Here is a 24,419-nt window from a genome sequence, read left to right on the forward strand (position 1 = left end):
CGGCCGGCCCGCGCGCCGCAGCGAGCCTAACCGGGAGATGCGACAGGACGACGGCGCCCCGCAGCGAGGCACGCGCCTCGCCGTGGGTCGGGCCCGGGCGGCAGGGTAGCGCGTTCCGTCCGGTTCCGGCGTATCGGAGCCACCGTGACCGGTTTGCGATGGCACCGGCCGGCGGGCGGCTCCACCCGGACAACAACGATGCCGTGGCCGGCCTTCCCCCACGCGGCGGGCGCCACCACGGACGCCCCGGACCTGCGCTCCGACCGCCGGCGCCGCCGGGGTCGCGGCCGGGGCGAGTGTGTCCCTCTCGGAAAGATCTTGTTACGGGCCATTGACGCCCGTCGTGCCGGAGTGATCTGATCGCGCCCTCGGAGGATCTTTCACGTTTCGATGGACAGTTAGGGGACGACATGTCCAGGTTCCGTCGTACCGCACTCGCGGCGGTGCTCGCCGTCGCCACCGCCACCCTGTCGACCGCCGTCGGGCTGAGCGCCCCGGCCTCGGCGGCCCCGCCCACCGCCGCGGTGGCGCTCGGCGACAGTTTCATCAGCGGCGAGGGCGCCGGGGCGTACACCCCGGTGGCCGACGTCAACGGGGTCGCCCAGGGTTTCCCGGGCTGGACCGCCGCGAACAACAACGCGTTCTTCTGCCACCGCTCGGCGAACGCCTCACTGCACCGGGCCAACCTGCCGGGCATCCAGGACCGGTTCAACCTCGCCTGCTCCGGCGGGCAGCCGCACGACATCGCCGCCGCCTCCTCGGCCCGGGCCAACGGCCGTCAGGTGGCCGCCCAGCTCGACCAGCTCCGCGCGGTCGGCCGGACCCACGACATCGACCTGGTCCTGCTCGGGCTCGGCTCGAACAACAGCTCGTTCACCTTCGGCAGCGTCGCGGAGAAGTGCGCCAACCGGTTCATCGCCGACGCCTGGACCGGCTGGTGGGAGTTCTGGGCCTACCTGGGCGGGCCGGTGGAGCAGAAGCCCTGCTCCGACGCCGACCTGGCCACCGCCGCCCAGTGGAGCGCCGCGACCGCGGAGACCACCTCGGCCGTACGCCAGCTCCTCGCCACGCTGCGCGAGATCGACGCCGACGGCCAGCACCGGATCGTCTTCCAGGACTACACCAACCCGCTGCCGTTCGACCTCGCCCCCGGGTTCCACGAGGAGGACAGCCGGGACGACACCCGGGACAAGTTCCGCGCGCTGGGTGCCGAGCGGTACGCGGCCGGCTGCCCGATCCACCGGGCCAGCCTGCTGCCGGGGCACCGCTTCTCGCAGGGGCTGGGCACCCTGGTGAAGTCCACCCGGGACACCCTGGCCGCCGAGTTCCCCGGCGCGGACCTGGTCTACCTCAACGTGCAGCGGGCCTTCGACGGCGCCCGGCTCTGCGAGTCGGCGTCCAGCCCGGCCGGTACCCTGGCCACCCCGATCCGGCTGCAGGACAGCCCGCCCAACGGCGTCTTCGTCACCAGCCTCGCCGGCAAGGACAAGATCGCCATCCAGCGGATCGCGAACACCTGCGTGAGCTACTTCCAGACCTGCCAGGAGTCGTGGCACCCGAACGCCGCCGGCCACCAGGTGCTCGGGCAGTGCCTGACGGGCGCGGCCACCACCGGTGCGCGTTCCGTGGCCTGCGTCCGCGCCGGGGACGGCTCGATCACGGTCTCCTGACCGCGACCGCGTCCCGGAACCCCGTGCCGCCCGGCGCGGGGTTCCGCCACGTCCGGGCCCGGAACGGACCGGCACGGCAACGGGCGAGGGTGGATCAGTCGCGGGTGGCCACGCCGAGCACGTGCGGGGCGGCGGGGGCCGGGAGCCGGCTGTCGGGGAAGCGGAACGCGTCCAGCTCGGTGACGGTGAAGCCCGCGGCCCGGATCGCGGCCACCGTGTCGCGGCCCGTGTGGCAGCCGCCGCAGAGCAGCGGCCAGACGGTCGCGTCGGCCAACCGCTGCACGCGGCGCAGGCCGGGACTCTGCGCGCGTACGTGCTCGAAGAAGCGCACCTGCCCACCGGGCCGCAGCACCCGGCGGGCCTCGCGCAGCGCGGCGGCCTGGTCGGGCACCGAGCAGAGGACCAGGGAGAGCACCACCGCGTCGGCGTCGCCGTCGGGCGCCGGCAGCGCCTCGGCGAGGCCGTCGACCACCTCGACGGGTACGGGAGCCGTGGCCGCCGCCTCCCGGGCCGCCGCCCGGAGCCGGGGCTCCGGCTCCACCGCCAGCACCCGCCCGACGGTGCCCGGGTAGTGCGCGAAGGTGCGGCCGTTGCCGGCGCCGACCTCGACCACCCGGCCCGCGAGGCAGGCGACGAGGCGCCGCCGGTGAGCGGCCGCACCGGCGCGGTCCATCGCCACGCTCGCCCGCTGGAACACCCGGGCGAAGACCGGGTGGGAGACCTCGTTGGCGGGCATCGTCACTCCTCAGACCGGACCGGGTACGGCCGGCCGGGCTCCGGCGGGCCCGACAGGCGACGGCGGTGCGTGGGGCTCCGGCGGGCCGGGCACGGTCGCGGAGGGCGACGCATCGCGCCCCGGCGGCCCCCCGGACGGCGACACGTCGCGCCCCGGCGACCCGCCGGACGGCGGCGCGTCGGGCACCGGCCGGGGGCGGGGCAGGCCGAGGGCGAGCAGCGCCGGGCCGGTCGGCCCGGCGACGAGCTCGCCGAGGGTCACGTCGTCCAGCACGGCGAGGAAGGCGTCGCGGGCGCGGCGCAGTTCGCCCCGCAGCCGGCAGGCCGCGCGCAGCGAGCAGGCCGGCTCGTCGCAGGACACCACCTCGTCGTCGCCCTCGAAGGCCCGGACCACGTGCCCGACCGTGGTCCTCCCGCCGTCCTCGGCGAAGGCCACCCCGCCGGAACGGCCCCGGATGGTGACCAGCACCCCGAGCCGCTGCAACCGCTGCACCACCTTGGCGACGTGGTTGCGGGGCAGGCCGAGCTGGTCGGACAGCTCGTCCACGGTCATCCGTCGCGGGTTCGCGGCGGCCAGCATGGCGATGCGCAGCGCCATGTCGGTGGACCGGTTGAGCTTCACGCCTCGACCCTAGCCAGCGCTGTCGACCGCCCACCACGGCCGGCCGGGCCCCGGATGTGATCCGGACGACCCTCGACCCGGGACCTTCGGCCCTGAAGAGGTATTTCGAATACCTGTTTTGCTGTCGGGGCCCGAAGCGGTTCAGCCCAGAAGGAGACAGTCGTGCTCTCGGAGTCCTCAGCAGCAGTGGTGACGGCGACCCTGCCCGCCGTGCAGGCGCACGGCGAGGCGATCACCGGCCGGTTCTACGAGCGGATGTTCGACGCGCACCCCGAACTGCTGAACATCTTCAACCGCAGCAACCAGGCCACCGGCACCCAGAAGGCCGCCCTCGCCGCCGCCGTGGTCGCGTACGCGGAGCACCTGACCGGCGGCAGCCACGCACCGTGGGGGCCGATCCTGGACCGCATCGCGCACAAGCACGCCTCGCTCGGCATCACCGCCACCCAGTACACGATCGTCGGCCGGCACCTGCTCGCCGCCGTCGGCGAGGTGCTCGGCGACGCCGTCACCGACGAGGTCGCGGCGGCCTGGGACGAGGTCTACTGGCTGCTGGCCTGCGAGCTGATCGCCCGGGAGGCCCGCCTCTACACCGTGGCCGGGCTGGCCGAGGGCGAGCCGGTCTGGCGGGACTGGCGGGTCGTCGCCCGGGCCACCGAGGCGCTGGACGTCGTGTCGTTCACCCTGGTCCCGGCCGACGGCGGCCCGGTGCCCTCCTTCGTCCCGGGCCAGTACACCTCGGTCGCCGTCGACCTCGACGGCGGGCGCGGTCAGCAGATCCGCCAGTACAGCCTCTCCGGCCGCCCCGGCGCCGACCACTGGCGGATCACCGTCAAGCACGTACGCGGCGTCGGCGACGCCCCCGACGGCATGGTCTCCACCTTCCTGCACGAGCGCGTGGGCGTCGACGACGTCCTCCGGCTCAGCCCGGCGTTCGGCGAGGTCAGCGCCGTGGCCGGGGAGGGCCCGCTGCTGCTGGTCAGCGCGGGCATCGGCCTGACCCCGGCGATGGCCGCCCTGGAGCACCTGGCCGCCACCGAGCCGCAGCGCCCGGTGGTGCTGGTGCACGCCGACCGGGCCGGCGCGGCGCACGCGTTCCGCGGCGAACTGCCGCGCCTGCACGCCGCGCTGCCCAACCTGCGCACCGCCCTCTGGTACGAGGACCTCACCGACGGCGAACTGGCCGGGGTGACCGCCGAGGTCATCGCCGGCCGGGTCGACCCGGCGTTGATCCCGCTCTCCCCCGACGCCCACGTGCACCTCTGCGGGCCGCTGCCGTTCATGAACACCGTCCGGGGCGGCCTGCTGCGCCGGGGGGTGCCGGTGGAGCGGATCGCCTACGAGGTCTTCGGGCCGGGCATGCTCCACGACGACCGGTCCTGACCGGCCGCGACCGGGCGGTCACGGGCGGTGGGGCGGTTCGCCCCGCCGCCCGTCGGCCGCTCCACACCCGACGGACGGCCCGTCAGGACGAGCCGGGCAGGCGGCGGTTAGGAGGGGAGGTCGGGGGTAGGGACTTCTGCGGCGGGGTCCGCCAGGCGGCGAGGAGACGCCCCGGGGCTCGACCGGGTCCCCGCCGACGGGCCGGCCGATGGAGGAAGCACATGCGTATCGCGATGATCTCGGAGCACGCCAGTCCGCTCGCCGTCGGAGGGGTGGAGGAATCCGGCGGTCAGCACACGCACGTGGCGGAGCTCGCCGCCGCGCTGGCCGGCGAGGGGCACGACGTCCGCGTCTACACCCGCCGGGACTCCACCGTGCCGCCCGACTCCGTGGTCACCCCGGACGGCTACCGGGTGTGCCACGTGCCCGCCGGTCCGGCGCTGCGGGTGCCGAGGGACGAGCTGCTGCCGCACCTGGGCGAGTTCGGACGCTGGCTGGCCGGTCAGTGGCGCGACGGCGACTGGGCGCCGGACGTGGCGCACGCCCACTTCTGGACGAGCGGGCTGGCCACCCTGCACGCCGGCCGGCGCACCGGGGTGCCGGTGGTGCTGACGTACCACAGCCTCGGCTCGGTGAAGCGGCGGTTGCAGGGCGCCCGGGACACCAGCCCACCGGGCCGGGTGGGCTACGAGCGGGCCCTGGGCCGGGCCGCCGACCGGATCATCGTGCAGTGCCAGGACGAGGTCGGCGAGCTGGTCCGCCTCGGCGTGCCCCGGTCCCGGATGACGATGGTCCCCGCCGGGGTCGACCAGGAGCTGTTCCGTCCCGACGGGCCCGTCGCCCCGCGCGACCCGGCCCGCCCCCGGATCATCACCGTCGGCCGGCTGGTGGAGCGCAAGGGCATCCAGGACGTCATCCGGGCGCTGCCGGCCGTGCCGGACGCCGAGTGCGTGGTGGTCGGCGGCCCGCCGGCGGAGTTGCTCCCCGCGGACGGCTTCGCCCGTCGGCTCCGCGCGCTCGCCGAGTCGTGCGGGGTCGCCGACCGGGTGAAGCTGCTGGGCGGGCTGCCCCGGGAGGAGCTGGCCCCGTGGTACCGCTCGGCGGACCTGCTGGTGGCCGCCCCCTGGTACGAGCCGTTCGGGCTCACCCCGCTGGAGGGCATGGCGTGCGGCGTACCGGTCGTCGGCACGAACGTCGGCGGGATCGCCGACACCGTGGTCGACGGCCTGACCGGCGACCTCGTGCCGCCCCGGGACCCCCGGGCCCTCGGCACCGCGGTCCGCCGGCTGCTCGCCGACAAGGTCCGTCGCTTCGCGTACGCGACGGCGGCGCTGGACCGGATCCGCAACCGGTACTCGTGGAAGCGCTGCGCCGAGCAGCTGAGCACGGTCTACGCCACGGTCAGCACGGTCGGGCGACCCGCTCCGGCGGTGGCGTAGCGCAGGGTGGTGGTGGGCGGCCCCCGGTCGTCGCCCGGGACGTGACGCCCACCACCTCGCGGTTACCCGTCGGTAGCCACGGGCCGTAGCCTGGGCCGGTGAACGCGACGGGGGAATACCGGCAGGAGTTCGTCGAGGTCGACGGGGCCCGCATCGGGCTACAGGTGTATCCGGATCCGGAGGGCGTCGCCGATGCCCCGCTGGTGCTGATCACGCCCGCGATGGGCGTCCGGGCACGCTACTACCGGCCGTTCGCCGCCGCGCTGTGCGCCGCCGGCCTGGCCGTGGCGGTGGCCGACCTGCGCGGCACCGGGGAGAGCACCCCGAAGCCGAGCCGCGCCTGCCGGTACGGCTACCCGGAACTGGCCGCCGACGTGGGCGCCGCGCTGGCGGCGCTCAAGTCCCGGCGGGACGGGCGCAGGACGCTGCTGCTCGGGCACTCCCTCGGCGGGCAGGCGGCGCTGCTGCACCTCGCCCTGCACGGCGAGCACGACGTCGACGGGCTGGCGCTGGTCGCCGTCGGCGTACCGTGGTGGCGCAGCTACCCGGGCCTGCGCGGATACGGCGTCCTGCCGTACACCCAGGGGATCGCGGCGACCGCCCGGCTGCTCGGCGTCTGGCCGGGCTGGGGCTTCGGCGGCCGGCAGGCGCGCGGGGTCATCCGGGACTGGGCGTACACCGCGCGGACCGGGCGCTTCCCGCACCTCGACGGGGTGGACGCCGAGGCGGCCGTGCGGGCGCTGCGGACCCCCGTCCTCGCGGTCAGCGTCGACGACGACCAGTACACCCCGCACGAGACCGTCGACCACCTGTGCGCGAAGCTGGCCGCGGCGCCCGTCGCGCGCGAGCGCTACACGCCGGCGCAGGCCGGCGCCCGGATGGACCACTTCACCTGGGTACGCGCGAGCGCCCCGCTGGCGGCCCGGGTGGCCCGCTTCGCCGCCGACCTGCCGGCCCGCTGACCCTGGCGGCGCGCGGCACGAGCGGGTGCATCAGCCGGGTCCGGTATCTGTGCGGCCGAGGCGTATCGGCAGGTCACGGGTGGGATTAGCCGGCCGGGCGGCGGGTATGCCGCACCGCCCGACACGGTGGAAGGGGATCAGATGTCCGAACGGCACACCGCACTGCGCTCGATGCACGACCTGGGCCTGGCGGCCTGGTTCGGGGGCTCCCTGATGGGAGCGTTCGGCGTCAACGGCGCGGCGGCACAGATGAACGACTCGACCCAGCGGTTGCCGATGGCCTCGGCCGGCTGGGCCCGGTGGACCCCGGTGAACGCCGCGGCGATCGGCGCCCACCTGGCGGGGGCCGTCGGGGAACTGGTGACGGAGAGCCCCCGGGTGGCCGCCCAGGCGGGGGTGGCGCGGGCCAGCACGCTGAAGACGGCGTTGACGGTCGGCGCGCTCGCGGTGACCGGCTACAGCCGACTGCTCGGCATGAAGCTGGAGAAGGCCGGCGGGCCGGCGGTCGAGGGGGTCACCGAACCGAACTCGCACACGCCGTCGAACGTGGCGTCGTGCCAGCGGCAGATGCGGATGCTCCAGTGGGCGATCCCGGCGATGACCGGGGCGCTCATCGTGATGACCGCGTACATGGGCGAGCAGCAGAAGCCCGGCGAGGTGTTCCGGGGGATGTTCGGGCGCATGGGCGGCATGCGGAACGCCCCGAAGGGGATGGGCGCGCTCATGGCGATGGGCGGGGCCAGGCAGAAGCGGATGGCGAAGTCCGGCCGCTGCTGACGGACGTGCCGCCGGACGGCGTCCCGCCGACTCCTCGGCGGCGGGGCGCCGCTGCGCGCGTCCCCACCCGCCGGCACCGCGGCCCCGGGCGCCGGCGAGGCATGACCGCCCCGGTGACGGGCACTCGGGGCCGGTACCGGCGGACCGAGCAGCGAGGTGGCCATGACGGCAGGAGAGGGACGCGGCGGGGGCCGACGCCCACCGGAGGCGACCACGCCCTGGGTGACCAGGGACGGCATGGACGTGGAGGCGCCGTGGGGCGTCGCTGAGCACGACCCCATGAACGAGGGCAGCGAGGAGACCGCCGTGCCGGAAGGGCGGCGCGGGGAACGGCGGGCCGACGAGCCGGCGGGACCGTCCGGCCCCGCTGGGCGGCACGGCTTCGGCCCGGTCGAACCGACACCCACGCGGCCGGCGGGCCCCGGCGCGCCGCCCGACCCGGCGCCGACCCGACGGTCCTTCCCCGACGCCGCCGACGTCGAGGAGCGGACGGAGGACGCGCTGCGGACCAGGGGCCGACGTTCCTGACGGGCGCCCCCCGGCACGGGGCCGCACGAGGCGTGGTCGCCCGACCTGGACCCCGCGCTGCGCGGACGGGACCGCCCTCGGCGGAAGGCCTCACGGTCAGGCGCGCCCCGCCGCCCGCAGCAGCCGGAGCTGACCAATCTCGGCCACGTTCTTCATCAGCTCGGCGTTGACCCAGGCGAGCATGTGCGCCACCGTGTGGCCCGGGTCGTCCTGCCACGGGAACGGCGCGGCGCCGTCGAGGTCGGCGTCGGTGAGCCGGTCGAGGTGCCCCAGCCACTCGGCGCGCAGGCCCCGCAGCCAGGCGACCGTCGGCTCGCCCGCGCCCGGCCATCGCACGTCGGTGCGCTGCCGTGCCGGCCGTCCCCCGAGCTGGTCCATGGTCACCGTCCACCACCAGCCGATGTGCCAGGACAGCCAGCCGATCGTCGGGACCGGCACGGGGTCGGGTTCGGTGTCGGCCCAGTCGGGTGTCCAGCCGCCGGCGGGGTCGCGACGCACCGTCCAGCAGAGCGCGGCCGGTTCCCAGAGGAAGTCCGCCGCGTCGAGGCGCTCGAGGTGGTACTCGAACAGCGACCACGTCAGGTCGAACTGCCAGCGCAGGAGCGCACGGGAGGTTGTCGCCATCCGGCGATCATGCCGGAGGGCACCGGCCGGGTCCACGGAATTGGACCCCGCGCGACGGGGTCAGCCGCCGGCGGTGTCCTCTCCGGCGACCTCGGCCGGGTCCGCCGCCACCGGGTGACCGGTGTCGTCCACCAGAGCGGGCGCCATGCTGCCGCCGTGCGCCTCCTGCGCCTCCCGGGTCTCGCGCGCCGCCGCGTCCCCCGGTGCACCCGGCGTCGCCTCTTCGAGGTGCTCCTGCCGCTGCTCACCCATCACCGCGTCCCCTTCCGTCGCTCACGCCCCCGCCGGTACCCGGGCGGCCGGCGGGGAAACCTGGCCGCCACGCCGACGATCCCGGGTGGCGCCGGCGCGTGCTCAGGACGGCGAACCGGCTCCCGCCCGGTCGCGTCCCGCCGGGCGGACCCCGAGCAGCTCCGCGAGGCGGGCGGCGTCACGCTGGGCCTGGTCGCCGCAACAGTTGTTGAACAGCGCGTGCAGCTCCCCCGCCTGCCCGGCCAGCTCGACCAGGAGTTCCGACCAGCGGCGCAGCTCCTCGTCGCCGTACGCGTAGCGGAACTTCTCCTGCTTGTCCCCCGTCTCCCAGGCGGTGCTGTGGCCGTGGAACCGGACGACCGCCAGCTCCGCCGTGGCGAACAGGATGGGCGGCACCGACGAGGCGTGCCCCTGCGGCATGTCGACGCAGACGAACGACAGCCCGCGCTCCCGCAGGAACCCGAGCGTGTCCAGCGCGGCGGTGCCGTCGAACCAGGACGCGTGGCGCAGCTCGACGGCGACCCGCCACGGCTGGCACCGCTCCGCCAGCTCGGCGATGCGCCGCTCGGCGGCGGCCCCACGGGCCAGCCACGGCGGAAACTGGAGCAGGACCGCGCCGAGCCGGTCGGCCGCCGCGATCGGGTCCAGCGCCGCCCGGAACCGGTCCCACAGCTCGTCGTACGCGGCCGCGGGGAGGTCCCGGCGGCGGATCCGGCTCGGGCCGCCGGCCGGGCGCAGGTCGCGCGGCAGCGCCGCCACCGGTGTCGGGTGACCGGTGAAGAGGCTGAACGCCTTCACGTCGAAGGTGAAGCCCTCGGGCGTGGCGTCCACCCAGCCTCGCGTCGTCTCGGGCACGGGCACCGCGTAGTAGGAGGTGTCCACCTCGACCAGCGGGAAGCGCCCGGCGTAGAAGTCGAGCCGACCGGCCGGGGTGTTGGCCGCGCGGGGATACCAGCCCGAGCGCAGCAGCATCTGGTCCGCCCAGGACGACGTGCCCACCTTGATCACACCCATGTGATTCAGTGCACCGCGCACCGGACGAATCGGCAACCGCTGGCGGAAACCCGGCGTCCGGACGACCTGCGCGAGGCGATCGACCGACGCCAGTGATCATGGGCGGACCCGCGGAACCGGTCGGTCCCGTCCCGCCCCCGGCCCGGCACTTGTCGGACGTCACACCCCGACCCGTGTGACGGCCCGACGGCCCGTGGCGCTGAGGGACACGAGATGAACGCACACCGGATGGACCAGGAAACCGTCGAGCGGCTGCTCGACGGCCCTGTCCTCGACCCGCAGGACGGCCCGCACCCCCTCACGTCGCTGTTGACGGCGGTCCGCGCCACGCCCCACGCCGACGAACTGGCCGGCGAGGAGGCAGCCGTACGGGCCTACCGGCTGGCCCGGGCCGGCAACCCGCTCGGCCGGCCGGAGCCGCGCCGCCGGCGCGCCCTCACGGGGTTCGGCGTACGCGCCGCGCTGGCCGGTGCCGCCCTCGCCCTCACGGGCGGGGTGGCCCTCGCCGCCACCGGGGGCGCGCTGCCCCACCCGCTGCGGGGTCCGGCACCCACCACCGCCGCGCCCGGGCCAGCCCCCACCACGGGCGCCGCCCCCACGACGGCCCACCATCCGCCGTCCGCCCCGACGGGCGGGGTGGACGGTCGGCCGGAGCCGGACGCAGCGGTGCGGGAGTTGTGCCGGGCGTACCGGGCGGACGCCGGCGACGGCGGTCTCCCGGACGAGGCCGCCTTCGGTGACCTGATCCGCGCCGCCGGCGGCCACGGGAAGGTGGCCGGCTACTGCGAGCGGGTGCTGGCCGGCGAGCCGAAGAGCCCCGCCCCGCACGGCAGCCCGTCCGGCGGGCCGACAGTCACGCCGACCGGCCGACCCGGTACCGACCCGACCGGCCGCCCCGGGGCGGAGCCGACCGGCCGCCCCGGGGCCGACCCGAGCCGGCGGGCCGGGTCGCCGCCCACGGCGTCGCCGTCGGCCACGGCCGCGCGACCGGCCCGCCCCGGCCCCGTCCAGGTCTCGCCGGAGCAGGGACGCCACACCGCCGCACCGAGCGGCGGCGAGGCGGACTGACCGGACCGCCGAACCGCCGGGTTGAGCGGCAGCGAGGCGGGCTGACCGGCGGCCGACGGGTGGGGCGCGTCCCTGCCGGCACGCCCTCCTCCGGCGGCGTGGCCCGCGCGACGTCGGCCGGTGACCTCGGCTCCAGGCGGCTGATAGCTTGCCCCGATGAGTCTGCGGCGTCGACGCGTGGCGGTGGTCTTCCGCCTGGCGATCGTGATCAGCGTGCTGGCCGGGATCGTGCTCACCGCGCTCGGTTTCGCCACGCTCACCGGCCTGCTGCCCTACTTCACGATCCAGAGCAACCTCGCCGTCGGGCTCTTCGCCGGATACGCCGCCTGGCTGGCCCGGCAGGACCGGCCCGAGCCGCCCTCGGCGCTCAAGGGCGCGGTCACGCTCTACATCACCATCACCGGCGTGGTCTACCACCTGGTGTTGGCCAACCCGGCCAGCCCGTTCGCGATGCCGCAGGCCGACCGTACGCTCGGCGAGGCGCTGGGCAACCAGTTCCTGCACACCGTCGTGCCCCTGCTGGCCGTGGCGGACTGGGCGCTGTTCGACCGCCGGGGCCGGCTCCGCCCACGCTACGCGGCCTGGTGGCTGGCGTTCCCCCTCGGATACCTCGGCTTCGCGCTGCTGCGGGGGCTGGTGGTGGACACGTACCCGTACCCGTTCATCGACGCGGGCGAGTTGGGCTACGCCGGGGTGGCCGTCAGCGCGGTCTTCTTCGCCGCCGCGTTCTGGCTGCTGGGCCTGCTCTTCGTCGCCGTCGACCGGGGCCTGGGCCGCCGTGCCGGAGCGCCGGCCGCCCCCTCGACCAGCCCGGACGCCCCCTCCATGGCCCCGGACGCCCCCTCGAGGACCCCCGACGCCCCTTCCACGGCCCCGGACGCCGCCCGGCCCGACGCCACGGCCCTGTCCTGACGTCCACGCCTGCGGCGGCTCACCGCCACGGGGCGGACGGAGCGTCGCGGCGGGCCGTTTGGGCTCCCGCGGAACGGGCAGCCGGCAGACGGACCGGAAGCGGGAGAACAGGAGGCGTCATGCGCGCGCTGCGATTGCCCAACTGGAAGTCGGAGCCCGAACTGGTCGAGGTCGACGAGCCGACCCCGGGCCCGGGTCAGGTGGTCGTCAAGATCGGCGGTGCCGGCGCCTGCCACTCCGACCTGCACCTGATGCACGACTTCGAGGCCGGCGCGGTGCCCTGGAACCCGCCGTTCATCCTCGGCCACGAGAACGCCGGCTGGGTGCACGCGCTCGGCGACGGGGTGAGCGGGCTGACGGTGGGCCAGCCGGTGGCCGTCTACGGGCCGTGGGGCTGCGGCAGCTGCGAACGCTGCCGGGTGGGCGTCGAGTCGTACTGCGAGAACGTCGCCGAGGCGCCGGTGCCCGGCGGGGGCGGCGGCCTCGGCCTGGACGGCGGCATGGCCGAGTACATGCTGGTGCCGCACGCCCGGCTCGTCGTGCCGCTGCCCGACGGGCTCGACCCGGTGCTGGCGGCGCCGCTGACCGACGCCGGGCTCACCCCGTACCACGCGATCCGCCGGTCCTGGCTGAAGCTGGGCCCGACCAGCACCGCCGTGGTGATCGGCGTGGGCGGGCTCGGGCACGTCGGCGTGCAGATCCTCAAGGCGACCACCGCGGCCCGGGTGATCGCGGTGGACACCCGCGAGGAGGCGCTGAAGCTCGGCGAGGAGTGCGGTGCCGACCTCACCATGCTCTCCGGCGCGGACACCGCCCAGGAGATCCGCCAGGCCACCGGCGGCCGGGGTGCCGACGTGGTCCTGGACTTCGTCGGCGCCGATGCGACCCTCGCGCTCGGCGCCGCCGCCGCCCGCACCGTCGGCGACCTCACCATCGTCGGTATCGGCGGCGGCACCCTGCCGGTGGGCTTCTTCTCGGTGCCGTACGAGGTGAGCATCCAGACCACGTACTGGGGCAGCCGGCCGGAACTCATCGAGGTGCTCGAGCTGGGCGCCCGGGGCCTGGTGAAGCCGAAGGCCAGCACCTTTTCTCTGGACGAGGCGGTCGTCGCGTACCGGAAGATGCGCGACGGCACGCTGGAGGGCCGGGCGGTCGTCGTGCCGTGACCACCGCGACCCTAGGATGATCATGTGGTCGCGGCGCTGGAGCTCTACCTGGACACCGACGCCACCCGGCGGATCCGGGTGCTCTGGGACGCGCTGGAGTCCGAGGGTGTGCAGAGCATGCGGTCGCTGCTGGAGCAGCGCCACCGGCCACACGTCTCACTCGCCGTCGCGACCCGCTTCGATCCGGAGCGGGTCGCGGCGGCGTTGCGCGGGACGGTGGTGGCCGCGCCGCTGCGGCTGAGCTTCGAGCACGCCGGGCAGTTCGTCGGCCGGGTGCTGTGGCTGGGCCCGACCCCCACCGCCGAACTGCTCGCGCACCACGCGCGGGTGCACGACCGGCTGACCGAGGCGGGGATCGGGCTGGTCGAGCACTACCGGCCGGGGCGTTGGGTGCCGCACTGCACGCTGTCGATGCGGGTGCCGAACGCCCTGATGGCCGCCGCCGTGCGCCGCTGCCTGGAGATGCTGCCGCTGGAGGCGACCGTGGTCGGCGCGGCCCTCACCGACCACGCCCGGGGCATCTCCCAGCCGTTGCCGTAGCCGGACCGCGGACGGGTCGCCGGCACGACGAGCCGCTTGTCCGTGTCACGCCGGGGGTGGATCCTGTAGGGAATCGACAGAAACGAATCTATGGAGGTTCGATGCGTCGTCTCCCGCCCGCCCTGCTCCTGCTCGCCGCGCTGCTGCTCGGCCTGCCGACGCCCGCCCACGCCGCCCCCGGCCCCGGCGGGGCCACCCCCGACCACGACCCCGGCCGCGCCGCGGCCGCGCTCGCACAGGTCCGCACCGCCGGCACCGCCTGGGGGCTCGACCCCGCCACCGGCCGGATGACCCTGACCGTCGACGACACCGTCTCCGCCCGGGACGTCGCCGCGCTGCGGGCGACCGCCGCCCGGGCCGGTGCGGTGCTCCGGCACGAACCGGGCGAGCTGCGCATCCTCATCGCCGGCGGGCAGGCGATCTACAGCGGCGGCAGGTGCTCCCTCGGCGCCAACGTCCGCAGCGGCACCACCTACTACTTCGTCACCGCCGGCCACTGCACCGCCGTCGGCACGACCTGGTACGCCAACAGCGCGCAGACCACCGTCCTCGGCAGCCGGGCGGGCAGCAGCTTCCCCGGCAACGACTACGGGCTGGTCCGCTACACGAGCCTGGTCGCCCACCCCAGCGCCGTCTACACGTACCCCGGCCTGCTCACCATCAACGGCGCCGGCAACGCCTACATCGGGCAGGCGGTCTGTCGCAGCGGCTCCACGACGGGGGTGCGCTGCGGCACGGTCACCGGGCTCAACGCGACCGTCAACTACGCCGAGGGCAGCGTCGCCGGCCTGATCCGCACCAACATCTGCGCCGAGCCGGGCGACAGCGGCGGGCCGCTCTACGCCGCCGGCACCGGCACGATCCTCGGCATCCTCTCCGGTGGCAGCGGCAACTGCACCAGCGGCGGCACCACCTACTACCAGCCGATCATGGAGATCCTGGCCGCGTACGGCGTGACCGTCCCCTGACCCGTCGAGGCCCGGCCCGGCCCGCGCGACGGGCCGGGCCGGGCGCGGCGGTCAGCCCGCAGGTCGAAAGGGAGCGCCCGCCACGACGCCGCCGGGCGGCAGCAGCTCAGGCGGCCCGGGGGGTGAGCAGGTAGTCGTCGGCCTCGGGACTCCACCGCAGGTCGACGACGCCGCTGGTGGCGGCCGCCTTGCAGAACTGGAGGAAGCTGCGGTAACCCAGCTTCTTCTCGCTGAAGTCCGGCCGCGCCCGGCGCAGCTGGTTCTTCAACCCGGAGAGGGCCACCGCGCCCTCGTCTCCGGCGAGGTCCGACACCACCGAGCCGAGCAGCCCGAACGCCACCTCCCGGTCGCCGTGCTCGGGCAGGGAGACCTCGGGGTCGCCCTTGGCGGGTCCCTCCGCCAGCTCGACCACGTTGTGCTGGGCGAGGTGCCGCATGAGCTCGCCGAACGTGCGGAACCCGTAGTCGGACTCGCTGAACGTCGGGTCCTTGCGCAGCAGGGTGCGCTTCAACGTCGAGGCCGTCACCTCGCCGCTCGAACTGCCCTGGAGGCCGGCGACGGTCTGTGCCACGAACACGGCGAGCGTGTCGACGTCCCGGCCGGGCTCCTCGGCCGCCGGCTGCGGCTCGGGCTCGGGCTCCTGCTCCACCCGCGGCACGTCGGGGCTGGGCAGGCGGGCCGGGCGGCCCCGTCGGACCCGGGCGGGAGGGATGTCGACGCCCTCCAACCGGTCGTAGTAGAGGAACTCGTCGCACGCGGGCGGCAGCAGCGCCGAGGTCGAGTTCTCCACGCCCACCCCGATGACGCGCTTGTTCAGCTCGCGGAGCTTGTGGACCAACGGGGTGAAGTCGCTGTCGCCGGTGCAGATCACGAAGGTCGAGATGTACCCGCGCTCGAAGGCCAGCTCCACCGCGTCCACGGCCATCTTGATGTCGGCGGCGTTCTTGCGCGAGGCCCCCATCCGCTGGGGAATCTCGATCAGCTCGACGTGCGACCGCGTGAGCATCCGCCGGTCCTCGTCGAAGTACGACCAGTCCGCGTACGCCCGGCGCACCACCACCCGGCCGCGCTCGGCGAGGGCGTCGGCGATGGGACGGAAGTCGAAGGCCACGCCGCCGAGGTGGTCGCGGGCCCCCAGCGCGAGGTTCTCGTAGTCGAGGAAGAGGGCGATGCGGTCTTCGTGATCCACGCAGGTCAGCCTACCCCCGTCGGGGTGCCGCACCGTCGCGTCCGCCGCTGGCCCGGCGCGCTGCCCGCCGGGGTCGTCCGGCCACCGGGTAGTGCTGGCCCTACCCGGGAACTACCTCCAGACGGCTGGGTCGGCGCGTCACCCGCCGTTAGCGTCAGCGGCATGACGACAGCCCGTCCCCTGTGCCTGGCCGAGGCGCTGCGCCGGCCCGGATACCTGCTCTCCCCGTGGCCGTGGCGCGCGCTGGCCTACCTGCTCACCACCGTCCCGGTCGCCGGGGTGCTCGCCGTCGGGCTGCTCGTCGTCGGGGCGCCCCTGCTGGCGGCGGTCAACGCCGCCCGGCAGGGCCGCCCGGTCGAGCTGCCCCTCGTGCTGTTCCTGGCCGTCGGCGCGCTGACGGTGCTGGCGTCGGCCCCGGTCGTGAGCATCGCGGTGACCGCCGTGGAACGGCAGCGGCTCGGCCTCGTGGACGGGCGGCCGTTGCCGGCGTACCGGTGGCGGGGCCTGGCCGCGCGCTACACCGGCGCCGACGCGTGGCGGGAGGTCGCTCACACCTTCTGGCTGGGCGGCGTCGTGCCGCTCGGCTACACCGTGTCCACCCTGCTCGTGCTGCTCGACCTCACGCTGGTCGCCAGCCCCTGGCTGGTGGGCGACGCCGACGAGGTCATCGTGGTCTGGACCACCGTCGACACGGCCGGCGAGGCCGTCCCGTACGCCGTCCTCGGGGTCCTGCTCCTCCCGGTGCTCTGGTACGGGCTCGGCGCGCTCGCCGCGGCCCAGGGCGCGGTGACCCGGTGGCTGCTCGGCCGGCCCGCCGACGGGGCGGCCCTGCGGGAGGTCAGCCGCTCGCGGGCCCGGCTGGTCGACGCGTACGAGACCGAACGCCGCCGCATCGAGCGCGACATGCACGACGGCGCGCAGCCCCGGCTGACCAGCCTCACCCTCCACCTGGGCCTGGCCCGGCTGGACGTGCCCGAGGGCTCCCCCGCCGCCGCCCCGCTCGCCGTGGCGCACGACCAGGCCAAGAACCTGATGGTCGAGCTCCGGCAGATCGTGCAGGGCATCCGCCCGCAGAGCCTCACCGACCTCGGCCTGGCCGGCGCGGTACGGGAACTGGCCGGCGAGGCCACCATCCCGGTCACCGTCCACGCCGACCTCGGGCAGCCGCTGTCCGAACTCGTCGAGAGCACCGCGTACTTCGTGGTGTCGGAGGCGCTGGGCAACGTCGTCCGGCACGCCGGGGCGACCCGGGCCGAGGTCCGGCTCGTCCCGGCCGACGGCGAACTCGTCGTGGAGATCTCCGACGACGGCCAGGGCGGCGCCGACCCGGCGCGGGGCACCGGTCTGACCGGCCTCGCCGACCGGGTCGCCGCGGCCGACGGGCGGCTGCTGCTCGCCAGCCCGCCCGGCGGCCCCACACTCGTCCGGGTGGAGTTGCCGTGCCGCCGGTGACGCGCGTCGTGCTCGCCGAGGACGAGGTCCTCCTGCGCGAGGGCCTCGCCGGCCTGCTGGCCCGGTTCGACTTCGAGGTGGTCGCCGCCGTCGGCACGGCACCGCAGTTGCGGGACGCGGTCCGGGCGCACGAGCCGGACCTGGTGGTGACCGACATCCGGATGCCGCCCGGCCCGCACGACGACGGGCTGCGGGCCGCCGTCGACCTGCGCGCCGAACGGCCGCGGCTCGCCGTCATGGTGCTGAGCCAGCACGTGCAGGCCGAGTACGCCGCCGCCCTGCTCGCCAGCGGCGACGGCCGGGGCGTCGGCTACCTGCTCAAGGACCGGATCGCCGAGGTCGCCGAGTTCGCCGGACAGTTGCGTACGGTCGCCGGCGGCGGCACGGTCGTCGACCCCGACGTGGTGCGCCGGCTGCTGCACCGCCCGCGCGACCCGCTCGCGGCCCTGTCCGCCCGGGAGCGCGAGGTGCTGACGCTGCTCGCCGAGGGGCACTCCAACGCGGCGATCGCCGCGCGGCTGCACGTCACCGAGGCGGCCATCGGCAAGCACATCGGCAACGTCCTGGCGAAGCTCGGCCTGCCGCCCAGCGACGACACCAACCGCCGGGTGCTGGCGGCCCTCACCTACCTGCGCGCGGGCCCGTCGCCCCGGTAGCCGGCTCCGGCGCGGCCGGTGGCCGCCTCCGGCGCGACCGTGCGGCCGGGCAGGCGCGGCCGTGTGGCGGTCAAGCGCGGCCGCCGCGCCGAAAAGTTGCGGTCCCGATCTCCCGCCGTTCACCCGCGCCCCGCTAGCATCGCTGCTCATGAATACGAGGAGCAGTACCCGCTCGGGGCCCAGAAGGCTGGCGATGGCGTTCGCGCTGGCCGTCGTCCTGGTGGCGCCCGTGGCGGTGACGGCGGCGGCGTCGGCCGCCGGCCCCCTTACCGTGGCCCAGGCGCTCGCCGCGCAGGACGGCCGGACGGCCGCCGTGACCGGCTACGTCATCGGCCAGCCGACCAGCGCCACGACGGTGCTCAGGTCCGGCTTCACCGCGGACACCGCGATCGCGATCGCCGACACGGCCGCCGAGACCGGCGCGAGCAGGATGCTCTACGTCCAGGTCACCGCCGCCTACCGGAGCACGTTCGGGCTGCTCACCAACCCGGGCCTGCGGGGCCAGCGGATCACGGCCACCGGCACGCTCACCGCCTACTTCAGCCACGGCGGCCTGAAGAACCCGACGGCGATGACCCTCGGCGGCACCACGCCCTCGCCGAGCCAGTCGCCGACTCCGGTCCCGACGGGCACCCCGGTGCCCGGCGGCGACTACGACTCCACCTACTACGCCAACGCGATCGGCAAGTCCGGCACGGCGCTGCGCAGCTCGCTGCACTCGATCATCAAGGTGCAGACGAAGCTCTCCTACGACCAGGTCTGGGAGGCGCTGAAGGACACCGACCAGGACCCGGCCAACACCAACAACGTCATCCTGCTCAACACCGGCCGGTCCCAGAGCAAGAGCAGCAACGGCGGCGGCGTCAACGACTGGAACCGCGAGCACGTCTGGGCCAAGTCGCACGGCGACTTCGGCACCGCGACCGGCCCGGGCACGGACGTCCACCACCTCCGGCCGGAGGACGTCTCGGTCAACTCGACGCGTGGCAACAAGGACTTCGACACCGGCGGCAGCCCCGTCGCCGAGGCGCCGGGCTGCTACACCGACGCCGACTCGTGGGAGCCGCGCAACGCGGTCAAGGGCGACGTGGCACGCATGCTGATGTACATGGCGATCCGGTACGAGGGCACCGACGGCTGGCCCAACCTGGAGCTGAACCAGTCGGTCAACAACGGCAGTGCGCCGTACCACGGCAAGATGTCGGTGCTGCTCCAGTGGAACCTGGCCGACCCGCCGGACACCTTCGAGAAGCGCCGCAACCAGCGGATCTACGAGCGTTGGCAGGGCAACCGGAACCCGTTCGTCGACCACCCGGAGTGGGCGACCGCCATCTGGGGCTGACCTCGCCACAGCGGCGCGTCCCGGCCGGTCCTCCGTCGGGGGGGACCGGCCGACCGGCGGGCGGCCGGTCGGCCCGCGCCCGTGGGACCCGCCGCGCCACGCGCCGCGCCCGCGCCTGATCCGTCCGCCCGCGCCCCGGACGGACCCGGCAGGCCGGCGGGCCCGGACGGATCCACCGGCCCGGCCCGCCGGGGCGAGGATCGTCACCGCGCGCCGGCGGGTTCCGGGACGAACGGCAGGCTCCTCGGCTGCACCGGCTGGGCCTCGCCGGCCGGGTGCCGCCACAGCCCCCGCGCGCGCAGGATCGGCAGCACGCCCTCGCCGAACCAGTACGCCTCCTCCAGGTGCGGGTGGCCGGAGAGGATGAACTCGTCCAGGCCGAGCGCGTGGTACTCGGCGATCCGGTCGGCCACCTCCGTGTGGCTGCCCACGAGGGCCGTGCCGGCGCCGCCCCGGACCAGGCCGAAGCCGGCCCAGAGGTTGGGGGCGACCTCCAGCCCGTCGCGGGAGCCCCCGTGCAGGTCGAGCATCCGGCGCTGCCCCTCGGACTCGCTGCCGCGCAGCCCCGCCTGGGCCGCCCGCAGGTCGGACTCGGCGATGCCGTCGAGCAGGCGGCGGGCCTGCGCCCAGGCCTCCTCGGCGGTGTCCCGGGTGATGACATGCAGCCGGATGCCGAAGCGCAGTTCGCGGCCGGCCTCGGCGGCCAGCGCGCGGACCCGGTCGAGCTTGCCGGTCACCTGGGCCGGCGGCTCGCCCCAGGTGAGGTAGACGTCGCTGTGCCGCACCGCCACCGGCAGCGCGGCGGCGGAGGAGCCGCCGAAGTAGATCGGCGGGACCGGGTCCGGTAGCCGGTTGAGCCGGCCCTGCGCGACCCGCAGGTGCTCGCCGGCGTGGTCCACGGTCTCGCCGCGCCACAGCGCCCGCACGACGTGCAGGAACTCGTCGGTGCGCGCGTAACGGGCGTCCTTGTCCAGGAAGTCGCCGTAGGCGCGCTGCTCGTACGACTCGCCGCCGGTGACGACGTTGACCATCAGCCGGCCGCCGGAGAGCCGCTGGAACGTCGAGGCCATCTGCGCCGCCAGCGCGGGCGTGAGCAGACCGGGGCGGAAGGCGACCAGGAACTTCAGCCGCTCGGTCACCTCGGTGAGCATGGCGGTGCTCAGCCAGGCGTCCTCGCACCAGGCGCCGGTCGGGGTGAGCGCGCCGACGAAGCCGAGCTGCTCGGCGGTACGCGCGATCTGGCCCAGGTAGGCGACGGTCGCCGGGCGGGCGCCGCCGGCCGTGCCGACCGGCACGCCGTGGCCCCCGCCGACGATGTCCCGGCTGTCGCCGTAGGTGGGCAGGAACCAGTGGAAGGTGAGGGCCATCCGGATCTTTCCTCCAGTGCGGTGGCTGAGAAGAGGTGCGGCGGGGCAGGCGGCCGGCGGCCGGGTGCTCCTGAGGGGTGGGACGATCCCGGCGACAGTCTACCCATAAAACCTATCGGGTTAGTAGGCTTAGTCGGGTCGGCGGCTGTCGGAGCCGTCGCGCCCCCCGGGTCCATCTCCGTAGGAGCTGTCATGCGAACCCCCAGAACGGCCCTCCCCCGTCGGCACCGCCTGGTGACGGCACTGCTCACCGCCGTGGCACTGGTCGCGGTCGGCGGCGTCAGCGCCTGCGGTGACGGGTCCGCGGCGGCCGGCGGCGACAAGGGCCCACTTCGGATCGGCTACCAGCGCTTCGGAGGACTGAGCCTGGTCAAGGCCCGCAACGCCGCCCCCGACGTCCAGTGGTCGTTGTTCGAGAGCGGCCCGGCGCTCACCGAGGCGCTCAAGGCCGGCTCGATCGACATCGGGCAGGTCGGCGAGGCACCACCCGTCTTCGCCGCGGCGGCCAGGATCCCGTTCTCCGTCATCGGCACCTCCGCGCCCGTCCCGCAGGGCGAGGCGGTGCTGGTCAAGGACGACAGCGGCTACCGCACCTTCGCCGACCTGCGGGGCAGGACGGTGGCCCTGAACAAGGGCTCCAACGTGCACTGGCTGCTCGTGCGTCTGTTGGCGGCGCACCAGATGACGTTGGACGACATCAACGTCAAGTACCTCAAGCCCGCCGAGGGACGGCCCGCGTTCGACAACGGGCAGGTCGACGCCTGGATCATCTGGGACCCGTACTTCGCCCTGGCCGAGCGGCCCGGGGTCCGGGTGCTCGCCGACGCCACCGGCCTCGCCAGCAACCGGGAGTACGTCCTGGCCTCCCCCGACGCCGTACAGAACCGGTCGGACGACGTCCAGGCGCTCCTGCGGACGTACCGGACGGTGACGGACTGGGGCATCGCCAACCCCGACGAGCGCGCCCGCACCCTCGCGCCCGAGCTGAAGATCGCGCAGGACGTCACCGAACGCGCCCTGCTCCGCAGCGCCAAGCCCCTGTCCCCGGTCACCCCGGCCATCGGCGACGAACTCCAGGCGATCGCGGACGGCTTCGTCGCGCTGAAGCTCGTCCCGGGGCCGGTCGACATCCGGGGCCGCGTCGACGGCCGGTTCAACGAGGTCTTCCAGTGAGCCGTACGACGCTGGCCGACGCCCCGGCGACCGTACCGACGCGGACTGAGCCGCCCGCGCGGCCGGCCCGGCGGTGGCGCCGGCTCGCCAGCCCGGTGCTGCTGGTGCTCTCCTGGGAGCTGGCCGGCCGGATCGGGCTGCTGGCGCCCGAGAAGCTGCCGGCGCCGAGCAACGTGCTGGCCACCGGATGGCGGCTGTCCCGCGACGGCACCCTGGCCGTCCACCTGGTCGACTCGCTCACCCGCGCCGGCGTCGGCCTGCTGATCGGCGGGGGTCTCGCCCTGCTGCTCGGCACCGTGGCGGGGCTGCTCCGGCTCGGCGACGACCTCGTCGACCCCCCGGTGCAGATGGCCCGGATGCTGCCCCACCTGGGACTGGTGCCGCTGCTGATCATCTGGGTCGGCATCGGCGAGTCGCTCAAGATCAGCCTGGTGGCCCTGGGTGCGTTCTTCCCGATCTACTTCAACACCTACGCCGGCATCCGCGACATCGACGAACGCCTCGTCGAGGCGGCCCGGACGTGCGGGCTGGGGCAGGCCGCCCGGCTGCGCCACGTGGTGCTGCCCGGCGCGCTGCCCGCCCTCTTCCTCGGCCTGCGCCTGGCGATCGGGGCGGCCTGGCTCAGCCTGGTCGTCGGCGAGCAGGTCAACGCCCAGACCGGGATCGGCTTCCTGATGATGGAGGCGCGCGAGTTCAGCCAGACCGACGTGGTCGTGCTCGGCCTGCTGATCTACGCGCTGCTCGGCCTGGCGTCCGACCTGGCGCTGCGTGTCGCGGAGAGGAGGACGCTGACGTGGCGTCGCGGACTGCGGGCGACCTGACGGGCGCGGGGCCGGTGCTGACCGCCCACGCCGTACGCCGGGCGTTCGGCCCGACGGTCGTGCTGGCCGGCGTCGACCTGACCATCGCCCCCGGCGAGGTGGTGGCCCTGCTGGGCGGCAGCGGCTCCGGCAAGAGCACCCTGCTGCGCATCCTCGCCGGCCTCGACGGCGAGGCCACCGGCGAAACCACCGTGCACGGCACGGCCGCCGTGGTGTTCCAGGAGCACCGGCTGCTGCCCTGGAAACGGGTGGCCGAGAACGTCGGGCTCGGCCTGGCCGGCGCCGACACCGACCGGCGGATCGACCGGGCCCTGACCGAGGTCGGGCTCGCCGACCGGCGCCGCGCCTGGCCGGCCGAACTCTCCGGCGGCCAGGCGCAGCGGGTGGCCGTCGCCCGGGCGCTGGTCCGCGAGCCCGACCTGCTGCTGCTCGACGAGCCGTTCGGCGCCCTCGACGCGCTCACCCGGCTGCGGATGCAGGGGCTGCTACGCCGGCTGCGCGCCGAGCACGGCTTCGCCGCCCTGCTGGTCACCCACGACGTGGACGAGGCCCTGCTGCTCGCCGACCGGATCCTGCTGCTGGAAGGGGGCGTCATCGCCGAGGAACTCCCGGTCGACCTGGGGTCGGTGCGTACGCCGGACGAGCCGGCCTTCGGCGCGCTGCGCCGCCACCTGCTCGACCGCCTCGGCGTGCCGGCCGCCTGACCGCGCCGCCGGCCCCGCACCGGCCGGTCCTCGCCACGGAGATCCGTCCACGGCCCCGGCCCCACCCGGCCGATCCGGGTGGGGCCGGGGCCGCTCTCGCCTATCCGGGTCGACCGGCGGGAAGCCGGGTCACGCGGCCTCTCGGGCCGCCCCGTCGACCCCGGTGTAGCGGCCCTGGTGGTGCAGCAGCGGCAAGCCGCCGTCGGCGTGCCGGATCAGTTCCGGCTCGGCCAGCACGACGGCGTGGTCGCCGACGGGCACCCGGTCGACCACCCGGCAGAGCAGCCAGGCCAGGACGCCCCCGAGGATCGGCGCCCCCTCCGGTCCGGTACGCCACCGGGTGGGGGTGGCGAACCGGTCGATGCCGCTGGTGGCGAAGGTGCGGGCCAGTTCCCGCTGGTCTTCGGCGAGCAGGTGCACCGCCACGTGACGGGCGCCGGCCAGGGTCGGCCAGCTGGACGATCCGAGGTTCACGCAGAACGACACGACCGGCGGCGCCAGCGACACCGAGGTGAACGACGTGGCGGTGAAGCCGACCGGCGGCGCGCCGGGCGCGGTGACCACGGTGACGGTGCTGGCCTGGTGGCGCAGCACCGTGCGCAGCGCGCGGGCGTCGGCGTCGGTTGCCCACCCGCCCTCCGGGCCGTCCTGCCACTGTTCGACGAGGGGGTCGGTGTCGTGCCGCGCGATGACCATCGGAACCTTCCGGAGGGGAGTCAGGCAAAGAGTCGTGGCGGAGCGGCGACGCCGGCCCCGGCCGCCCGCAGCGATGCCACACCGACCTCGGTCCACGGCGGCATCCTGGAGTCGGAGAGCGCCGGGGCCGGCGCTGACGCCGGCACCGGGAACCGGACCCGCGGGTGGTCGACTACCGCGACGGCCGGTTCGAGGTGGCAGGTGGCGATCACCGAGGCGGCGACGAAGCCGGGGAGCCGACCGGTGCGCCGTCGGGCGCGGCGCGATCGGCGGTCAGGCCGCCGGGCGCGGACCGGGACAGAGCTGCGAGGCGACCCGCATCAGGTCGACGACCCGGCGGGAGGTGAACAGCGGTACGC

At 75.3% G+C, this 24,419-nt stretch carries 25 protein-coding genes; 17 read left to right on the forward strand and 8 right to left on the reverse strand.

The genetic code is table 11. The annotated features are described in order from the left end of the window. Window positions 1–410 precede the first annotated feature (410 nt). Complete coding sequence (locus tag ACGFNF_RS10950; RefSeq protein ID WP_393167234.1) at window positions 411–1,670, forward strand: hypothetical protein; 1,260 nt, start codon at window positions 411–413, stop codon at window positions 1,668–1,670. A 94-nt stretch (window positions 1,671–1,764) separates the two neighbouring features. On the opposite strand, the gene ACGFNF_RS10955 is transcribed toward ACGFNF_RS10950, so the two are convergent. Together ACGFNF_RS10955 and ACGFNF_RS10960 are read right to left on the reverse strand one after the other, a co-directional pair. Then, window positions 1,765–2,406 (reverse strand): class I SAM-dependent methyltransferase, encoded by a 642-nt coding sequence (locus ACGFNF_RS10955; protein ID WP_393167236.1) that lies wholly within the window; start codon window positions 2,404–2,406, stop codon window positions 1,765–1,767. A 9-nt stretch (window positions 2,407–2,415) separates the two neighbouring features. Then, window positions 2,416–3,027, reverse strand: a complete 612-nt coding sequence (locus tag ACGFNF_RS10960; protein ID WP_393167239.1) for an RrF2 family transcriptional regulator — start codon at window positions 3,025–3,027, stop codon at window positions 2,416–2,418. A 102-nt stretch (window positions 3,028–3,129) separates the two neighbouring features. On the opposite strand from ACGFNF_RS10960, the gene ACGFNF_RS10965 reads away from it, so the two are divergent. The 5 genes from ACGFNF_RS10965 (at window position 3,130) to ACGFNF_RS10985 (ending at window position 8,116) form a co-directional block, all read left to right on the forward strand. Then, on the forward strand, window positions 3,130–4,410 hold the full coding sequence (locus tag ACGFNF_RS10965) for a globin domain-containing protein (protein WP_393167352.1): 1,281 nt from the start codon (window positions 3,130–3,132) through the stop codon (window positions 4,408–4,410). 221 nt (window positions 4,411–4,631) lie between these two features. Further along, window positions 4,632–5,849: a glycosyltransferase gene (locus tag ACGFNF_RS10970; protein WP_357580654.1), complete on the forward strand. Its 1,218-nt coding sequence runs from the start codon at window positions 4,632–4,634 to the stop codon at window positions 5,847–5,849. Window positions 5,850–5,947: 98 nt separating this feature from the next. Next, window positions 5,948–6,811 (forward strand): alpha/beta fold hydrolase, encoded by an 864-nt coding sequence (locus ACGFNF_RS10975; protein ID WP_393167241.1) that lies wholly within the window; start codon window positions 5,948–5,950, stop codon window positions 6,809–6,811. Between the two features lie 141 nt (window positions 6,812–6,952). Beyond that, window positions 6,953–7,588 (forward strand): hypothetical protein, encoded by a 636-nt coding sequence (locus tag ACGFNF_RS10980; RefSeq protein WP_357580656.1) that lies wholly within the window; start codon window positions 6,953–6,955, stop codon window positions 7,586–7,588. A 162-nt stretch (window positions 7,589–7,750) separates the two neighbouring features. After that, window positions 7,751–8,116, forward strand: a complete 366-nt coding sequence (locus ACGFNF_RS10985) for a hypothetical protein (RefSeq protein ID WP_357580657.1) — start codon at window positions 7,751–7,753, stop codon at window positions 8,114–8,116. 96 nt (window positions 8,117–8,212) lie between these two features. Here ACGFNF_RS10985 and ACGFNF_RS10990 read toward each other — a convergent pair whose 3' ends face one another. The 3 genes from ACGFNF_RS10990 to ACGFNF_RS11000 all read right to left on the reverse strand — a co-directional run bounded on the left by ACGFNF_RS10990 (window position 8,213) and on the right by ACGFNF_RS11000 (window position 10,006). Then, complete coding sequence (locus tag ACGFNF_RS10990) at window positions 8,213–8,740, reverse strand: DinB family protein (protein WP_393167244.1); 528 nt, start codon at window positions 8,738–8,740, stop codon at window positions 8,213–8,215. Between the two features lie 60 nt (window positions 8,741–8,800). Continuing rightward, window positions 8,801–8,992, reverse strand: coding sequence for a hypothetical protein (locus ACGFNF_RS10995; protein ID WP_393167246.1), 192 nt, complete (start codon window positions 8,990–8,992; stop codon window positions 8,801–8,803). A 102-nt stretch (window positions 8,993–9,094) separates the two neighbouring features. After that, complete coding sequence (locus tag ACGFNF_RS11000) at window positions 9,095–10,006, reverse strand: DUF72 domain-containing protein (protein ID WP_151455864.1); 912 nt, start codon at window positions 10,004–10,006, stop codon at window positions 9,095–9,097. Between the two features lie 213 nt (window positions 10,007–10,219). Between ACGFNF_RS11000 and ACGFNF_RS11005 the strand changes: the two genes are divergently transcribed. The 5 genes from ACGFNF_RS11005 to ACGFNF_RS11025 all read left to right on the forward strand — a co-directional run bounded on the left by ACGFNF_RS11005 (window position 10,220) and on the right by ACGFNF_RS11025 (window position 14,660). Then, window positions 10,220–11,074 (forward strand): hypothetical protein, encoded by an 855-nt coding sequence (locus tag ACGFNF_RS11005; RefSeq protein WP_393167248.1) that lies wholly within the window; start codon window positions 10,220–10,222, stop codon window positions 11,072–11,074. Between the two features lie 156 nt (window positions 11,075–11,230). After that, complete coding sequence (locus ACGFNF_RS11010) at window positions 11,231–11,986, forward strand: Pr6Pr family membrane protein (protein WP_393167250.1); 756 nt, start codon at window positions 11,231–11,233, stop codon at window positions 11,984–11,986. 119 nt (window positions 11,987–12,105) lie between these two features. Next, window positions 12,106–13,152: an NAD(P)-dependent alcohol dehydrogenase gene (locus ACGFNF_RS11015; protein WP_393167252.1), complete on the forward strand. Its 1,047-nt coding sequence runs from the start codon at window positions 12,106–12,108 to the stop codon at window positions 13,150–13,152. Between the two features lie 24 nt (window positions 13,153–13,176). Beyond that, entirely contained in the window at window positions 13,177–13,692 is a 516-nt protein-coding gene (locus ACGFNF_RS11020; RefSeq protein ID WP_393167254.1) for a 2'-5' RNA ligase family protein, read from the forward strand. Between the two features lie 101 nt (window positions 13,693–13,793). Continuing rightward, window positions 13,794–14,660, forward strand: coding sequence for a S1 family peptidase (locus ACGFNF_RS11025; protein WP_357577515.1), 867 nt, complete (start codon window positions 13,794–13,796; stop codon window positions 14,658–14,660). 106 nt (window positions 14,661–14,766) lie between these two features. Here ACGFNF_RS11025 and ACGFNF_RS11030 read toward each other — a convergent pair whose 3' ends face one another. Next, window positions 14,767–15,849, reverse strand: coding sequence for a PIN domain-containing protein (locus tag ACGFNF_RS11030; RefSeq protein WP_357577516.1), 1,083 nt, complete (start codon window positions 15,847–15,849; stop codon window positions 14,767–14,769). Window positions 15,850–16,011: 162 nt separating this feature from the next. Between ACGFNF_RS11030 and ACGFNF_RS11035 the strand changes: the two genes are divergently transcribed. The 3 genes from ACGFNF_RS11035 (at window position 16,012) to ACGFNF_RS11045 (ending at window position 19,299) form a co-directional block, all read left to right on the forward strand. Further along, window positions 16,012–17,301, forward strand: coding sequence for a histidine kinase (locus tag ACGFNF_RS11035; protein WP_393167256.1), 1,290 nt, complete (start codon window positions 16,012–16,014; stop codon window positions 17,299–17,301). After that, window positions 17,289–17,957: a response regulator gene (locus ACGFNF_RS11040; protein WP_393167258.1), complete on the forward strand. Its 669-nt coding sequence runs from the start codon at window positions 17,289–17,291 to the stop codon at window positions 17,955–17,957. The genes ACGFNF_RS11035 and ACGFNF_RS11040 overlap by 13 nt, the downstream gene beginning before the upstream one ends. Window positions 17,958–18,150: 193 nt before the next feature. Further along, window positions 18,151–19,299: an endonuclease gene (locus ACGFNF_RS11045; protein ID WP_393167260.1), complete on the forward strand. Its 1,149-nt coding sequence runs from the start codon at window positions 18,151–18,153 to the stop codon at window positions 19,297–19,299. Between the two features lie 203 nt (window positions 19,300–19,502). Here the strand turns inward: ACGFNF_RS11045 and ACGFNF_RS11050 are convergent, their stop codons facing one another. Further along, the gene (locus ACGFNF_RS11050) at window positions 19,503–20,666 is read right to left on the reverse strand and encodes an LLM class flavin-dependent oxidoreductase (protein ID WP_393167262.1); all 1,164 of its coding nucleotides are present in this window, start codon (window positions 20,664–20,666) and stop codon (window positions 19,503–19,505) included. Window positions 20,667–20,858: 192 nt separating this feature from the next. On the opposite strand from ACGFNF_RS11050, the gene ACGFNF_RS11055 reads away from it, so the two are divergent. Genes ACGFNF_RS11055 through ACGFNF_RS11065 form a run of 3 tightly spaced genes read left to right on the forward strand, consistent with a single transcriptional unit; the run spans window position 20,859 to window position 23,364 of the window. Then, complete coding sequence (locus tag ACGFNF_RS11055; protein WP_393167264.1) at window positions 20,859–21,839, forward strand: aliphatic sulfonate ABC transporter substrate-binding protein; 981 nt, start codon at window positions 20,859–20,861, stop codon at window positions 21,837–21,839. Further along, on the forward strand, window positions 21,836–22,660 hold the full coding sequence (locus ACGFNF_RS11060; RefSeq protein WP_393167266.1) for an ABC transporter permease subunit: 825 nt from the start codon (window positions 21,836–21,838) through the stop codon (window positions 22,658–22,660). The genes ACGFNF_RS11055 and ACGFNF_RS11060 overlap by 4 nt, the downstream gene beginning before the upstream one ends. Next, on the forward strand, window positions 22,633–23,364 hold the full coding sequence (locus tag ACGFNF_RS11065; RefSeq protein WP_393167268.1) for an ABC transporter ATP-binding protein: 732 nt from the start codon (window positions 22,633–22,635) through the stop codon (window positions 23,362–23,364). Before ACGFNF_RS11060 ends, ACGFNF_RS11065 begins: the two co-directional genes overlap by 28 nt. Before the next feature lie 129 nt (window positions 23,365–23,493). Here ACGFNF_RS11065 and ACGFNF_RS11070 read toward each other — a convergent pair whose 3' ends face one another. Further along, the gene (locus ACGFNF_RS11070; RefSeq protein WP_393167270.1) at window positions 23,494–24,060 is read right to left on the reverse strand and encodes a flavin reductase family protein; all 567 of its coding nucleotides are present in this window, start codon (window positions 24,058–24,060) and stop codon (window positions 23,494–23,496) included. Window positions 24,061–24,419 lie beyond the last annotated feature (359 nt).

Origin of the sequence: Micromonospora sp. NPDC048868 (assembly GCF_043198195.1) — a bacterium.
GTDB lineage: Bacteria > Actinomycetota > Actinomycetes > Mycobacteriales > Micromonosporaceae > Micromonospora > Micromonospora reichwaldensis.

Bases quoted from the DNA above. Each gene is read 5' to 3' on its own strand.
- ACGFNF_RS11035 (WP_393167256.1), top strand. From the start codon at position 16,012: ATGACGACAGCCCGTCCCCTGTGCCTGGCCGAGGCGCTGCGCCGGCCC.
- ACGFNF_RS11010 (WP_393167250.1), top strand. From the start codon at position 11,231: ATGAGTCTGCGGCGTCGACGCGTGGCGGTGGTCTTCCGCCTGGCGATC.
- ACGFNF_RS11055 (WP_393167264.1), top strand. From the start codon at position 20,859: ATGCGAACCCCCAGAACGGCCCTCCCCCGTCGGCACCGCCTGGTGACG.
- ACGFNF_RS10955 (WP_393167236.1), bottom strand. From the start codon at position 2,406: ATGCCCGCCAACGAGGTCTCCCACCCGGTCTTCGCCCGGGTGTTCCAG.
- ACGFNF_RS10990 (WP_393167244.1), bottom strand. From the start codon at position 8,740: ATGGCGACAACCTCCCGTGCGCTCCTGCGCTGGCAGTTCGACCTGACG.
- ACGFNF_RS11050 (WP_393167262.1), bottom strand. From the start codon at position 20,666: ATGGCCCTCACCTTCCACTGGTTCCTGCCCACCTACGGCGACAGCCGG.
- ACGFNF_RS11000 (WP_151455864.1), bottom strand. From the start codon at position 10,006: ATGGGTGTGATCAAGGTGGGCACGTCGTCCTGGGCGGACCAGATGCTG.
- ACGFNF_RS11070 (WP_393167270.1), bottom strand. From the start codon at position 24,060: ATGGTCATCGCGCGGCACGACACCGACCCCCTCGTCGAACAGTGGCAG.
- ACGFNF_RS11005 (WP_393167248.1), top strand. From the start codon at position 10,220: ATGAACGCACACCGGATGGACCAGGAAACCGTCGAGCGGCTGCTCGAC.
- ACGFNF_RS11045 (WP_393167260.1), top strand. From the start codon at position 18,151: ATGGCGTTCGCGCTGGCCGTCGTCCTGGTGGCGCCCGTGGCGGTGACG.
- ACGFNF_RS10980 (WP_357580656.1), top strand. From the start codon at position 6,953: ATGTCCGAACGGCACACCGCACTGCGCTCGATGCACGACCTGGGCCTG.
- ACGFNF_RS11015 (WP_393167252.1), top strand. From the start codon at position 12,106: ATGCGCGCGCTGCGATTGCCCAACTGGAAGTCGGAGCCCGAACTGGTC.
- ACGFNF_RS10985 (WP_357580657.1), top strand. From the start codon at position 7,751: ATGACGGCAGGAGAGGGACGCGGCGGGGGCCGACGCCCACCGGAGGCG.
- ACGFNF_RS10995 (WP_393167246.1), bottom strand. From the start codon at position 8,992: ATGGGTGAGCAGCGGCAGGAGCACCTCGAAGAGGCGACGCCGGGTGCA.
- ACGFNF_RS10970 (WP_357580654.1), top strand. From the start codon at position 4,632: ATGCGTATCGCGATGATCTCGGAGCACGCCAGTCCGCTCGCCGTCGGA.
- ACGFNF_RS11025 (WP_357577515.1), top strand. From the start codon at position 13,794: ATGCGTCGTCTCCCGCCCGCCCTGCTCCTGCTCGCCGCGCTGCTGCTC.
- ACGFNF_RS10950 (WP_393167234.1), top strand. From the start codon at position 411: ATGTCCAGGTTCCGTCGTACCGCACTCGCGGCGGTGCTCGCCGTCGCC.